The following is a 13861-nucleotide window of genomic DNA, read 5'->3' as shown; positions in this document are numbered from 1 at the left end:
CAACGCCGACTTCGGAAAGCCTGTCATGTCCGTCAAATCCGCTCCTCAGACACAAGCTCACACCGCCGATCTTGCCGCTGAGGTCGACAGGCTCCTCGCCGACCTCGGCGTGAGCCGCGCGAGCTACGCGGAAGGCACGCTGGCCGTGCAGACGCCGATCACCGGCAAGATCGTCGGGAAGGTCAGGGAAGTCAGCGCGGCCGATGCCGCCGCGCTGATTGCGAAGGCGCACGCGGCGTTCCAGGTCTGGCGGCTCGTGCCGGCACCGAAGCGCGGTGAGCTGGTCCGGCTGTTCGGCGAAGAGCTGCGCGCCAACAAGCAGGCATTGGGCTGGCTGGTCTCGATCGAGGTCGGCAAGATCGTGTCCGAGGGCCTCGGCGAAGTCCAGGAGATGATCGACATCTGCGACTTCGCCGTCGGGCTGTCCCGCCAGCTCTACGGCCTGACCATCGCCACTGAGCGCGGCGAGCACCGGATGATGGAGAGCTGGCATCCGCTTGGCGTGACCGGCATCATCTCCGCGTTCAATTTCCCGGTGGCAGTCTGGGCATGGAACGCGGCGCTCGCCCTCGTCTGCGGCAACAGCATCGTGTGGAAGCCGTCCGAGAAAACCCCGCTGACTGCGCTGGCGACGCAGGCGCTGTTCGACCGCGCGCTGACGCGCTTTACGAAGGAAGGCGGAAGCGCGCCCGCAGGGCTAGCGGCGCTGCTGATCGGCGGCCGCGACCTCGGCGAAGTGCTTGTCGATCATGCGAAGGTCCCGCTGGTGTCGGCCACGGGCTCGACCGCGATGGGCCGCGCCGTGGGACCGCGGCTCGCCAAGCGTTTCGCGCGCGCAATTCTCGAGCTCGGCGGCAACAATGCGGCCGTCGTCGCGCCGACGGCCGATCTCGACCTGACGCTGCGCGGCGTTGCCTTTGCCGCGATGGGAACCGCCGGCCAGCGTTGCACGACGCTTCGCCGTCTCTTCGTCCATGAGAGCGTGTATGACAGCTTTGTTCCGCGGCTGAAGCGGGCCTACGCCTCTGTTGCCGTCGGCAGTCCCCTGGAAGCCGGCACGCTGGTTGGTCCGTTGATCGACGGCGCCGCCTATCGTGCAATGCAGGGCGCGCTCGAGGCCGCGAAGGGGGCAGGAGCCGTCATTCACGGCGGCGAGCGGATTGCCGTCGAGGGCGCCACGGACGCGCACTACGTTCGTCCCGCGCTGGTCGAGATCGCAGCACAGACTGGGCCCGTCGAGCAGGAGACCTTCGCGCCGATCCTCTATGTGATGAAATACAGCGATCTCGATGCCGTGCTCGAATTGCACAATGCCGTTCCGCAAGGGCTCTCCTCGTCGATCTTCACCAACGACCTGCGCGAGGCCGAGACGTTCCTGTCGGCGCGCGGCTCCGATTGCGGCATCGCCAACGTCAATATCGGTCCGTCCGGCGCCGAGATCGGCGGCGCGTTCGGCGGCGAGAAGGAGACCGGCGGCGGACGCGAGTCCGGGTCCGATGCGTGGAAGGCCTACATGCGCCGGGCCACGAACACCATCAATTATGGCCGGACGCTCCCGCTGGCCCAGGGCGTCAAGTTCGACGTGGTGTGAGACCTGATGCACGATGATCCCCGATCGCACGGTCTTTGGGCGCTGACGGCGCCGGCCGCGCCCGAGACCATGACGCTCCTGGGCGAGCTGGATGTCGATGTCGTCGTCATCGGCGGCGGATATACCGGCATGTCCTCTGCGCTTCATCTCGCCGAGGGAGGCGCGCGCGTCGCCGTGCTCGAAGCGTCCGAAATCGGGTTCGGCGGCTCGGGGCGCAATGTCGGTCTCGTCAATGCGGGCATGTGGGTCATGCCCGATGCTCTCACCGCGACGCTGGGGCAGACCTTTGGCGAGCGCCTGATCGACCTTCTCGGTCAAGGACCACAGCGAGTGTTCGATCTCATCGAGAGACACGGCATCGATTGCGAGCCGGAGCGCGCGGGCACGCTGCATTGCGCCGTCGGAAGCAAGGGCCTGGCCGAGATCGAGGCCCGCGCGGAGCAATGGCAGCGGCGCGGTGCACCGGTCGCGGTGCTCAACGCCGAGGAAACGCGCCGCAAAATCGGCGGCGGCGACTACGCCGGTGCGCTGCTGGACAAGCGCGCCGGCACCATTCAGCCGCTCGCCTATGTCCGCGGCCTGGCGCGTGTCGCGCTGGCGGCGGGCGCGATGATATTCACCCAAAGTCCGGTTCTTGCTGCGCACGAGGACGGCTCGCGCTGGAAGATCGACACCGGAGCGGGATCAGTCCGCGCGGATTGGGTGATCGTTGCCACCGATGCCTATGCGCAGGGACCGTGGTCGCAGGTTCGGCAGGAGCAGATTCATCTGCCTTATTTCAACTTTGCGACCGAGCCTTTGTCGGACAATCTGAAGGCGTCGATCCTGCCGGAGCGGCAGGGAGCCTGGGACACCAAGCAGGTGCTCTCCTCGTTCCGCTTCGATCGCGCGGGCCGATTGGTGTTCGGCAGCGTCGGTGCGCTCGAGGGAAGCGGCGCCGCGATCCACCGAGCGTGGGCCATTCGTTCGCTGCGAAAATTGTTTCCGCAGCTTGCCGACATCAGGTTCGAGGCGGGCTGGTTCGGCATGATCGGCATGACCTCGGACAATCTACCGCGCTTTCACAAGCTCGACCGCAACGTCATTGCCTTCAGCGGCTACAACGGCCGGGGCATCGCGCCGGGCACGGTGTTTGGCGGTGTGCTGGCATCCTACGTGCTCGGCCATGTCGCTGAAAGCGACCTTCCGCTGCCGGTCGCAGCTTGCGAGGAGCCGCGCTTCCGCCTCGCGCAGGAGGCTCTCTACCGCGCCGGATCCCAGCTCGTTCATCTGACCGAAGCGCGGCTGTGAATTCCATGCACCATAGATGAAATGAGGGAATCTTGCTGCGCTACTATACCGCCGCAGAGGTCGAGGCCGGCCTCGACTACGTCAGACTGATCGACGCGCTGGCCGAGTCCTTCCGACGAGGCGGCGAGGCGATGCCGGTTCGGCAGAGTTACGACGTCGGAACGCCCGACAAGCCCGGTCATCTCCTGACCATGCCGGCCTGGGAGAGAGGCAAGGCGCTCGGGGTGAAGCTCGTCACGGTATTCCCTGCGAACGCGTCCCTTGGCCTGGGCGCCGTGTCGTCGCTCTACACGCTGTTCGACGGCTCGACCGGCCAGCCGCGTGCCTTGATCGACGGCGAGGCGCTGACCAATCGGCGGACGGTGGCAGCGTCTGCGCTTGCATCGCGCTATCTCTCGCGCCCGAACAGCAGCACTTTGCTCGTGATCGGGACGGGTCGCATCGCAGCCTGTCTGCCGGCAGCGCATCGCGCCACGCGGTCGATCGCGCGCGTGCTCGTTTGGGGCCGTAACCCGGAGCGCGCGCAGGCTTTTGCAGGCGAGATCTCCCGGCAAGGGTTCGCCGCCGAGGGGGTTGCCGATCTGCCGGCGGCTTTGGCCGAGGCGGACATCGTCAGTTGCGCGACGACATCGGTCGAGCCCATCATCCTGGGCCGATACTTGAGGCCGGGCACACATCTCGATCTCGTCGGCGCGTTCACGCCCAACATGCGGGAGAGCGACGACGAGGCCATCTGCCGCAGCCGCGTTTTCGTCGATACCTACGGCGGCGCGCTCGCGGAGGCCGGCGATCTGCTCCAGCCGATCGCCGCCGGACGTTGGGACGCCGGCAGGATTTGTGGTGATCTGCATGAGCTGACCAGCGGCGCGCGGCCCGGCCGTCTGGAGGAGAGCGAGATCACGTTGTTCAAGTCGGTCGGGGCGGCGTCCGAGGATCTCGCGGCCGCATCGCTCCTCGTCGGCGGATGGGATTCCGGGATTGGCGGCTGACCGGGTCAGCGATCGGCGGTCAATTGCTGGCGATAGCGTTCGGCGTCCCAGTTCAGCAATGCATGCTCGTTCTCGGCTGAGAGATAGCGGACCTCTGCCGTAAGGGGCACGCGGCAGGTCACCAGTCCGAGACAGGTCAGCATGGCTTCGGCACCATCGCTCGCATCCTTGCGAATGACGCAGCCGAGCCCGGGAACGAGGAGCGCGACCGGAGGCGGCAACCGGTCCGACCGGGGTCGCGACGTCAGGACGCGCAGATCCTCGCCATGGTCCAGCACGGGCAGGCCGGGACCGAGGAAGACGACATGGTCCGGATACAGCGAGCCGCTGGTCGCAATGGCACGGCTGTAGCGGTCGATCGCGATGCTGTGGCACAGCGGATCTTTTGGTGAACGATAGTCCGTGCCGGCGCAGATTGAGCGGAGTGCCTCGTCATCGGCAGGTATGGCGTTGCGCGGGGTAAGCGCGAGCCGCCTCTCCACTTCGTGCACCAGCGCCTCTGCTGCCACACAGCTGTCAGCGCCGACCACCAGCCCATGATTGCCGAGGATCAGGACATCCACGGCGTCCTCCGCCAGAACATCATTCACGGCCTTTGCCAGCGGCAGTCCCGGATGATGATAGTCGAGCCAGCGCCAGGCCAATCCGTCCAGGCGCCCGGCAAGCTCCTCGCGCGCGTCGGACCGCACTGCCCAGGCGATCGTGTTCACGGAATGGACGTGCAACACGACAGGATGCGGCATGAGCGCGTGGAGCGAGGTCTCGATCGAGGCGCGCAATGGCGTGTTGGCGTCGGGAGCGAGAGGCACCTTTTCGTCGCCTTGCATGAGCGCGGCGCGCGCTGCGCCAAGCGAGACCGGCACGAAGATGTCCTTGGCTTCCGCATCCGCAAGCCAGGTGCCGGACGCCTTCACCCAGAGCACGTCGCCATCCTTGATCGAGGAGTTGCCGCCGGCGCCCTGCACCAGCAGGATGTCGCGGCCGACGCGCGCCGACATGTGGCGGAGATCGTCGAGTTGTGCAGGCTCCCGCATCGCAGGCCTCACCAGGTCAAGTGATTCATCAGCCAATTCGGTGTCATCTCCGGCGACCCCGCCAGCATGCGGATCGCCGCCGGCAGATCGGGCGCGCCGGCGAGCGCGTCCCGGTGCACGCCCGCGCCGAGGAGCAGGGTCAGCATTCCCTTGGCCCGCGCGCCGGCGACATCGTGATCGATGGAATCGCCGATCATCAGGACCCGCTTCGGATCGGGATGGCCGAGTTGCTCCAGCGCTGCCTCGAAGATCGGCGCGTGCGGCTTGCCGACGAATGCCACGGCGCCGCCAAGCTTCTCGTAGAACCGCGCCAAGGCGCCCGGCGCCGGGATCAATCCGTTCGCGCTGAACATGGTCATATCAGGATTGGCGCACAGCATCGGGCATCGGCGCGCTGCCGCCGCGCCGAAGCGCGCGCGCCATTGCTCGGGTTCGGCGACGTCATCATCGAGGCCGGCCAGCAGAATGAAATCGGCCTTCTCGATTTCGGTCACGATCGAAAGGTCGAGACCATCGACAACAGAATGATCGCCGCCGCGCGTGATGAGAAGACATGATCGGCCGAGATCGGCGAACGGGGCGCGCGCGCGTTGAAGCAATCCCGCCCAGGTCACTTCGCCGGAGGTCAGGATGCCGTCATAGGCCGTCGGCGGCAGGCCTAGCCGGGTCAGCCGCTCTTCGTTGCTGCGCGCGCGCTTGCCGGAGTTCGACAGCACGAGCACGCGCTTGCCCGCCGCCTTGAGTCTTGCCACGCAGTCCCGTGCGGCCGGAAAGACGGTGCCGCCTTCATGAAGCGTGCCCCATTGGTCGAGCAGCACGTGATCGAACCGGTCGGCGATCGCGCTCAACGCATCGATTTCGATGGTGCCGGCTCTCATGACGGGCTGCCCTGCAAGGCCAGCAGCGCTGCGCCATAGCTTGCCTCGGTTTGCTCGGCCGTCGTGACGGCAACACCGAGCGCGCGGCGCCTGATCTCGGTCCATGCCGCGTTTTTCGCACCGCCGCCGATGCTGACGACGCGGCGCAGTCGCGGTGCTCCGAGAGCGGCGAGACGCTCATAGGCGAGGGCCTCGACCGACGCGATGCCTTCGAGCAGGGCCTGGAAGAAGCGATGATCTTCCGCCGGGCGCGGCGCGATGCGTGCGGCCAGCGTCGGATCGGCGATCGGAAAGCGCTCGCCGGGTTTTGGCAAAGGATAGTAGTCGAGCCCGGTTGGTTCCTCCGGCCGCAGTTGCGGTGTCAGCCGTTCCATGTCTGCCGCCGAAAAATGCGCGAGCAGCGCGCCGCCGCCGGAATTGGAGGCGCCGCCGGCGAGCCAGCGCTCGCCAAGGCGGTGCGAATAGACGCCCTGGTTGGCAGCGAAGATCGGCTGCGTTGCGAGCAGCTTGACGACCAGCGTCGTTCCGAGCGAGGTCACGGCATCGCCGGGGCTATCGGCGCGCGTCGCAACGAAAGCGGCGACGCCGTCGGTGGTGCCGGCCGTGATGCGCGCCGTTTTCGACAGGCCGAGCTCTGAGGCAATCCCCGGATCGATCTCGGCAAACGGCGTCCCCGGCACCAACACGCGCGGCAGGAGCGTGTGGGGCACGCCGAGCTGATCGAGCCAGGCCGGCCAGTTGCGCGTGACGGGATCGTAGCCGAGCTTGAGGACGTTGTTCTCGTCGCTGACGCCTTGAGTTCCCGCCAGCCGGCCGGCGATCCAATCGGCCTGATGCACGGCAAAGCGCGCGCCTATCGCTTCGCTGTGGCCCAGCAAATGAAGCAGTTTCGCCAATGCGCTGCTGGCGCCGTGAGCGCCGCTTTCCTTCGGCGCGATCGTTGCAATGCGCTGCGCTTCCTTTGTCGCGCGGGCATCATTGTACATCAGCCCCGGCGTGCAGGGCCGGCCGGCCGCGTCGATCAGGAGCAGCGTGCCGGACGTGCCGTCAACGCAAACGCGCTCGACGGCTTCGAGATCGATGCTGCGTCCGAGCTTGCTGATCGCAACAACGCTCGCGTGCCACCACACTTCCGGATCCTGATCGATCGCATCACCGTCCTGCCGCGGCGGGGGCAGGGTGGCAGACGCCATGCCCTGGATGTCGCCGCGCGCATCGACGGCGCAGGCGCGGACGCCGCTGGTTCCGACGTCGATGCCGAGGAACACACCGGTCATGCGCTCTCACCTCCCTTTCACACTGTGACCGTTGCGGCTGCGATCACAATCGCGGCCCCCGATTGCACTGCAGCACGTTTTGGGGATTGACGTCCCGGCCGGCCTCTGCAATTTTTTGCAAGAGATGAAGAAATTTGCAAGCGGGCTTTTTCGCCGTGGTGATGCAACCCGACAGGCTGGCGACGATTGACGGCGAAGCCTCGCTCGCGACACGCGCGGCCTGGCTCTATTTCGCCGCCGGGCTGACGCAGTCGGAGGTTGCCGACCGCCTCAATATCCAGAGCACCAAGGCGCACCGGCTGATCGCGCGCGCCAGCCGCGAGGGCATGATCCGGGTCTTCGTGGAAGGGCCGGTGGCCGAATGCGTCGCGCTGGAGAACACGCTGGTCGAGCGTTACGGGCTCTCCTTCTGCCGGGTCGCGCCCGACCTCGGCGAGGGCGACCTGCCGCTGAAGGCGCTGGCGCTGGAGGGTGCCAGCTACCTGCGGCAGCTCCTCGAGCGCGGCGAGCACAAGATCATCGGCGTCGGCCATGGCCGCACGCTCGCCGCGATGGTGGAACAATTGCCGCAGACGCCGGCTCGCGGCGTGCAATTCGTGTCGCTGCTCGGTGGACTGACGCGGAAATTTGCCGCCAATCCGTTCGACGTCATCCATCGGCTCGCCGAGCGCACCGGCGCGGAGGCCTATCTTCTGCCGGTTCCGGTGTTCGCCAATTCCGTCGCCGACCGTGCGGTGCTGATGCAGCAGTACGGCATCGCCGACGTGTTCGCGCTCGCCCGCAAGGCCTCGCTGCTGTTCGTCGGCGTCGGCCAGATCCACGCCGAGGGCTTTCTGGTCTCGAGCGGCATGATCAAGCCGGACGAGGTCGTGGAACTGAAGCGCAATGGCGCTTGCGCCGATCTGCTTGGCCACTTCTTCAATGCCGATGGCGCGATGCTCGACATCGACCTCTCGGCGCGCGCCACCTCGATGGAGGCGGCCGATTTGAGGAAACACCGCATCGTCGCGATCGGCGGCGGACGGGCAAAAGTCACGGCGCTGCGCGCGGTGTTGCGCAGCAGCCTCCTGCACGGCCTCATCATCGATGAGGTGACAGCGCAGGCACTCGCTACCGACAAGCCGGAGGCAACATCCGGCAAAACCAAGAACAAGGGTCGGAAGGGAACGTAAACGCGCACCATGGGAGGTTACTATGCACGACCGCGAGAAGAATCTGTTCGATTCCTACGCCGGCAAACGTATTAGCCGGCGTGATCTACTGGATGGAGCCGCCAAGCTCGGCATCGCCGGCGCAGCGGCCAATGCAGGCTTCGCCTCCGCGATGTCGCGGGCGATGGCCGCGGACTTCAACTGGAAGGCCTACAGCGGCAAGTCCGTCAAACTGCTGCTGAACAAGCATCCCTACGTCGATGCCATGATCGGCGACCTCGAAGCGTTCAAGGCGCTGACGGGCATGAACGTTACGTACGACATCTTCCCGGAGGACGTCTATTTCGACAAGGTGACGGCGGCGCTGTCGTCGAAGTCGGATCAGTACGACGCCTTCATGACCGGCGCGTACATGACCTGGACCTACGGTCCGGCCGGCTGGATCGAGGACCTCAACACCTACATCAAGGATCCCGCCAAGACCAACCCGGCCTTCGCCTGGGACGACGTGCTGCCGGGCCTGCGGTCCTCGACCGCATGGGACGGCGTCGCGGGCTCCGAGCTCGGTTCGGGCAAGGCCAAGCAGTGGTGCATCCCCTGGGGCTACGAGCTCAATAACATCGCCTACAATCGCAACATCTTCGACAAGGTCGGGGTCAAGCCGCCGCAGAACCTCGACGAAATGCTCGAGGTCGCGGCGAAGATCACCAAGGACGCAGGCGGGCCATACGGCGTCGGCGTTCGTGGTTCGCGCTCCTGGGCGACGATCCATCCCGGATTCCTCTCGGCCTATTCGAACTTCGGCCAGAAGGACTTTGTGATGGAAGGCGGCAAGCTGAAGGCCGCGATGAACACCAAGGCTTCGAAGGACTTCCACGAGAAATGGGTCAAGATGATCCAGGGCTCGGGTCCGAAGAACTGGTCGACCTACACCTGGTACCAGGTCGGCACCGACCTCGGCGCCGGCGCATCCGGCATGATCTTCGATGCCGATATTCTCGGCTACTTCATGAACGGCGGCGATAACAAGGAGAAGGGCCATCTCGGCTACGCGCCCTTCGCCGCGAACCCGGCGGCCAAGGCGCCGACGCCAAACGTCTGGATCTGGTCGCTCGCAATGTCGAGCTTCTCCAAGCAGAAGGATGCGGCCTGGGTGTTCATGCAATGGGCGGCCTCGACCGAGCACGGCCTGTTCGGTGCCCGCAAGATGGACTTTGTCAACCCGGTGCGTGCCTCGGTCTGGAAGGACTCGGAGTTCCGCGACCGCATCGCGAAATCCTATCCCGGCTATCTGGAACAGCATGACGTCTCCGCCCCGGGCGCCAAGATCTACTTCACGGCGCAGCCGCTGTTCTTCGACCTGACCACCGAATGGGCGGCCTCGCTCCAGAAGATGGTCGCCAAGGAGATCAGCGTCGACGAAGGCCTCGACAAGCTCGCCGACAGCATCAACCGTCAGCTGAAACAGGCAGGTCTTGGTTAAGCTTGCCTCGGTTGATGCCTTTCGTGGTGCCTCAATTCCTCCGCGCCACGACAACCCGCCGGTTCGGAACGCCTACCCGATCCGGGCCGGCGGTGTTGCAGAGAGTATGTGATCCCGTATCATCATGAGCATGGTTCAACTCCTTCAGACCAACGCGCTTCCGCGCCGCACCACGAGGCTGCGCGGGCGCATGCTGCCTTACCTGCTGAGCCTGCCGGCTCTGCTGGTCTGCATCGCCATCCTCGTGCCGTTCGTGACGGCCGCGGTCTATTCGCTCCAGCGCTATCGGCTGAACCTGCCGTATCTGCGCGGCTTCATCGGTGTCGACAACTACATCGACTTCCTCTCCGACCCCGCATTCTGGAATACGCTGCGCATCTCGCTCGTCTACACCGCCTTGACTGTGGTGCTCGAGCTTCTGCTTGGCCTCGGCATCGCGCTGCTCCTGCGGCGGCCGACGCGCTTCCACAATGCGGTGTCGATCGTGCTCCTGCTGCCGCTGATGACGGCGCCCGCAATCGCCGCGCTGATGTGGAAGCTGATGACCAATCCGAGCTTCGGCATCCTGTCCTATCTGGTCAGCCTGTTCGGCGTGCACGATTTCAAATGGGCGTCGGACCCGTCGAGCGCGCTGTTCACGGTCGTGCTGGTCGACATCTGGGTCTACACGCCCTTCATCATGATCCTGCTGCTCGCCGGCCTGCGCTCGCTGCCGCGCCAGCCGTTCGAGGCCGCGGCGCTCGACGGCGTTCCGGCAAGCTTCGTGTTCTTCCGCATCACGCTGCCGATGCTCGCGCCCTACATCATCACGGCCTCGCTGTTCCGCCTGCTTGATTCGATCCAGCAGTTCGACATCATCTATGCGATGACGCAGGGCGGGCCCGGCGACCGGCTGATGGTGTTCCAGGTCCAGGCCTATCTCGAATTCTTCCAGTACACGAACGTCGGCCGTTCGGCGGCGCTGCTGATGATCCTGTGGCTGATCACCAACATCCTGTCGAACATCTTCATCAAGAACTGGCTGCGGCTGCGCGCACGCGCCCACGGTCACGCGTAAGGGCGGAGGCGGCGATGGATCATTCCAGTCTCGCAGGTCGCATCTTCCGGGGCATGGCGCTGGCGCTGGTGCTAATCTTCTTCATGTTCCCGATCGTCTGGATCCTCATGATGTCGTTCCAGACGAATGAACAGATCCTTCGGATTCCGCCGCACATCCTGTTCGAGCCGACGCTTTCCAACTATCAGGCCTTGATCTCTGGCCAGCTCCGAACCACGGCCGGAAATCTCGAGATTCCGTTCATGCGCAACCTCATGAACAGCTTCGTGCTGTCGAGTGCGGCGGTGCTGCTGGCCCTGCTGCTCGGCGTGCCCGCGGCCTACGCGTTCGCGCGGTTCAAGTTCCGGCTCGGCGAAAGCATCGCGTTCACGTTGCTGTCGTTCCGCTTTGCGCCGCCTCTGCTCGTGCTGCTGCCGTTGTCTCTGTACTACCAGCAGCTCGGGCTCAGCGACACGTATTTCGGCATCGTCTGGGTCTATCAGCTCATCGCGCTGCCGCTGATCCTGTGGATCGTGCGCGGCTATTTCGAGGACATCAGCCCGGACATCGAGCACGCCTATCGGCTCGCCGGCCATTCCTGGCGCGAGGCCTTCACCCGCATCGCGGTGCCGCTCGCCGGTCCCGGCATCGCGGCGGCGGGTCTGTTGTCCTTCATCTTCTGCTGGAACAATTTCGTCTTCGCGCTGATCCTGGCCTCCGCCGACAAGCAGCCGGTGACTGTGGGTGCGCTCGCCTTCGTCACGGCTTCCGGCATCCAGTACGGCCAGATCGCAGCCGCCATCGTGCTCTCGGTGACGCCGACGCTGCTGCTTGCGCTCTATGCGCAGCGCTATCTGGTCGAGGGGCTCTCGCTCGGTGCGGTGAAAGGCTGACACATGGCGCGTCTCGAACTCAATTCCGTCGGCAAGGCTTTCGGCGCGGTGCGTTGCGCCGACAACTTGTCGCTGGTGGTCGAGCCCGGCGAGATCGTTGCGGTGTTCGGGCCGTCAGGTAGCGGCAAGACCGTGCTGCTGCGCATGATCGCGGGCATGTTCGAGCCCGACGAGGGCGATATTCTGGTTGGCGGGCGATCGATCGTCGGCGCGCCGCCGGAGCAGCGCGGCATCGGCATGGCCTTCCAGAACTTCGCGCTGTTCCCGCATATGAGCGCGCAGGACAACATTGCGAGCGGCCTACGGGCGAAGGCCAAGGGCGGAGAGTTGGCCTCGCGGGTCACGTCGATCAGCCGGTTGTTGAAGATCGAGCATGTGCTCGGCCATATGCCGCGCGAATTGTCCAACGGGCAAAAGCAGCGCACGGCGCTGGCGCGTGCGCTGATCGGCAATCCAGAGGTGCTGCTGCTGGATGATCCCTTGCGCAACGTCGATGCAAAACTTCGCTATGAAATGCGGCTCGAGCTGCCGAGCCTGCTGCGCCGCAGCTCCGCTGCGGTGCTCTACGTCACCCAGGACTATCGCGAAGCGATGGCGATCGCCGACCGCATCGCGGTGCTGATCGAGGGCCGTCTCGTCCAGGTCGCACGCCCCGAAGAAATCTACGCCCGGCCGGCGTCCGTCGCGGTGGCGCGCCTGTTCGGCGATCCTAGCATCAATCTCGCCGAAGTCTCGCCCCACACCGAACAGGCGGGCCTGACGGCCGAAATTGCCGGGACAAAGGTCAGGCTCGATCCCGTGGATCAGCAGGCGGCCGACCTCAGTCAGTGCTGGCTCGGCGTTCGCCCCGATGATCTCGTCATTACCCGGTCAGCCAGCGAAGACGCCGTTCCCGCGCGCGTCGTCGCGGTCACACCGATGCACGAACGGGCCGTGCTGCTGCTGCGCTTTGCCGATGGCTCCGAATGGCTCGCGGCGCTGCCGCCGGATTCACCGATGGCGAGTGCTGACGACGGCGTCTTCGTCCGTTTCGCGCCGGAGGCGGCACTGTTGTTCGATCGTGCGACGGGACTCCGGGTTGGTCTGCCGCACCGGCGTCAGGCGGCGTGAGGAGAGCGGACCGATGGCCATGCTCGAAATCAAGAACGTCGACAAGGTCTACAGCAGCCGCGGCAAGCCGCCGGTTCATGCCGTGCGCGCGCTCGACATGGAAGTGAAGAAGGGCGAGATCGTTGCGCTGCTGGGATCGTCCGGCTGTGGCAAGACCTCGACCTTGCGGATGATCGCAGGCTTCGAGAGCGTGACCTCGGGCGCGATCGCGCTGTCGCAACGGCGGATCGACGAGCTGCCGCCGGCGAAGCGCAAAGTGGCAATGGCATTCGAGGGCTATTCGCTCTATCCGCCGCTGACGGTGCGCGAGAACATTGCCTTTGCGCTCAAGGCGCAGCAGCTCTCGCGCAGCGAGATTTCGCGCCGGGTCGAAGCGATCGCGCGGCTGGTCGAGATCGAAGATATTCTCGACAGCTTTCCGCGCGCCATCTCGGGCGGGCAGCAGCAGCGTGTGTCGCTGGCGCGTGCCTTGGTGCGGGACGCCGACCTCTATCTGCTCGACGAGCCCATGGGCCAGCTCGAGCCGCAACTGCGGGCGGTGCTGCGCGGGCGGATCAAGGGCTTGCTGGCCGAACGGGGCATGACGGCGATCTTCGTCACCCATGACCAGACCGAGGCGAGCGCGCTCGCCGATCGCATCGCGGTGATGGAGGACGGCGTCCTTCAGCAATTTGCGAGCGAAAAGGAACTGAAGAACCGTCCGGCCAATCTCTTCGTCGCCAGCTTCATCGGCGAGCCGCCGATGAATCTGCTGGAGACGGAGGTCGCACCCGCCGATGGCGGCTTCCGCCTGTCGGTCGGCTCCGATATCGCGTTCAACATCTCGGGTGAAACGCTCGATCAAGCAGCGCGGCAGGCGCTTGCGCAGACCAGGCGGGTCCGGGTCGGCATCCGCCCGCAGAAGGTCGCAGTCGGGACGGGAGAGGTCCGCGTGCGCGTCGTATCCAATCAATGGCTCGGCGACCAGTCGCATGTCGCCGGCGAATGCGCCGGCCATCTCCTGATCGCGGTGACACCGAACCGGATCGCGGCGCGGCCGGGCGACGTCATTCCACTCGGGCTGGAGCCGCGTCACCTCCACATCTTCGGCGCGGACGGCACCTGCATTCGCCATGCGGAGGGGGGCTGA

12 protein-coding genes are annotated in these 13861 nt (G+C 65.7%); 9 read left to right on the top strand and 3 right to left on the bottom strand.

Annotated features, from left to right (window positions below):
• Positions 1-25: 25 nt before the first annotated feature.
• The 3 genes from NLM33_RS10735 to NLM33_RS10725 are packed head-to-tail and all read left to right on the top strand — an operon-like array spanning position 26 to position 3870.
• Positions 26-1591, top strand: coding sequence for an aldehyde dehydrogenase family protein (locus NLM33_RS10735; RefSeq protein WP_254096017.1), 1566 nt, complete (start codon positions 26-28; stop codon positions 1589-1591).
• Between the two features lie 6 nt (positions 1592-1597).
• Positions 1598-2881, top strand: a complete 1284-nt coding sequence (locus tag NLM33_RS10730; protein ID WP_254096016.1) for an FAD-binding oxidoreductase — start codon at positions 1598-1600, stop codon at positions 2879-2881.
• A 32-nt stretch (positions 2882-2913) separates the two neighbouring features.
• Positions 2914-3870, top strand: coding sequence for an ornithine cyclodeaminase family protein (locus NLM33_RS10725; RefSeq protein WP_371929927.1), 957 nt, complete (start codon positions 2914-2916; stop codon positions 3868-3870).
• Positions 3871-3875: 5 nt separating this feature from the next.
• Here the strand turns inward: NLM33_RS10725 and NLM33_RS10720 are convergent, their stop codons facing one another.
• The 3 genes from NLM33_RS10720 to NLM33_RS10710 are packed head-to-tail and all read right to left on the bottom strand — an operon-like array spanning position 3876 to position 7059.
• Complete coding sequence (locus NLM33_RS10720) at positions 3876-4904, bottom strand: class II aldolase/adducin family protein (RefSeq protein WP_254096015.1); 1029 nt, start codon at positions 4902-4904, stop codon at positions 3876-3878.
• An 8-nt stretch (positions 4905-4912) separates the two neighbouring features.
• On the bottom strand, positions 4913-5782 hold the full coding sequence (locus NLM33_RS10715; protein WP_254096014.1) for a TIGR01459 family HAD-type hydrolase: 870 nt from the start codon (positions 5780-5782) through the stop codon (positions 4913-4915).
• Complete coding sequence (locus tag NLM33_RS10710) at positions 5779-7059, bottom strand: FGGY-family carbohydrate kinase (RefSeq protein ID WP_254096013.1); 1281 nt, start codon at positions 7057-7059, stop codon at positions 5779-5781. Before NLM33_RS10710 ends, NLM33_RS10715 begins: the two co-directional genes overlap by 4 nt.
• A gap of 161 nt (positions 7060-7220) precedes the next feature.
• Here NLM33_RS10710 and NLM33_RS10705 point away from each other — a divergent pair, with 161 nt between their 5' ends.
• The 6 genes from NLM33_RS10705 (at position 7221) to NLM33_RS10680 (ending at position 13861) form a co-directional block, all read left to right on the top strand.
• Complete coding sequence (locus NLM33_RS10705) at positions 7221-8231, top strand: sugar-binding transcriptional regulator (RefSeq protein WP_254105731.1); 1011 nt, start codon at positions 7221-7223, stop codon at positions 8229-8231.
• A 22-nt stretch (positions 8232-8253) separates the two neighbouring features.
• Positions 8254-9693, top strand: a complete 1440-nt coding sequence (locus NLM33_RS10700; RefSeq protein WP_254096012.1) for an extracellular solute-binding protein — start codon at positions 8254-8256, stop codon at positions 9691-9693.
• Positions 9694-9823: 130 nt separating this feature from the next.
• On the top strand, positions 9824-10750 hold the full coding sequence (locus NLM33_RS10695) for a carbohydrate ABC transporter permease (protein WP_371930113.1): 927 nt from the start codon (positions 9824-9826) through the stop codon (positions 10748-10750).
• Between the two features lie 14 nt (positions 10751-10764).
• On the top strand, positions 10765-11622 hold the full coding sequence (locus NLM33_RS10690) for a carbohydrate ABC transporter permease (protein WP_254096010.1): 858 nt from the start codon (positions 10765-10767) through the stop codon (positions 11620-11622).
• 3 nt (positions 11623-11625) lie between these two features.
• Positions 11626-12732, top strand: a complete 1107-nt coding sequence (locus tag NLM33_RS10685) for an ABC transporter ATP-binding protein (RefSeq protein WP_254096009.1) — start codon at positions 11626-11628, stop codon at positions 12730-12732.
• A 19-nt stretch (positions 12733-12751) separates the two neighbouring features.
• Entirely contained in the window at positions 12752-13861 is a 1110-nt protein-coding gene (locus NLM33_RS10680; RefSeq protein WP_254105729.1) for an ABC transporter ATP-binding protein, read from the top strand.

Source organism: Bradyrhizobium sp. CCGUVB1N3, from assembly GCF_024199925.1.
Classification (GTDB): Bacteria; Pseudomonadota; Alphaproteobacteria; order Rhizobiales; family Xanthobacteraceae; genus Bradyrhizobium.
This window is presented reverse-complemented; position numbering and strand designations above follow the sequence as displayed.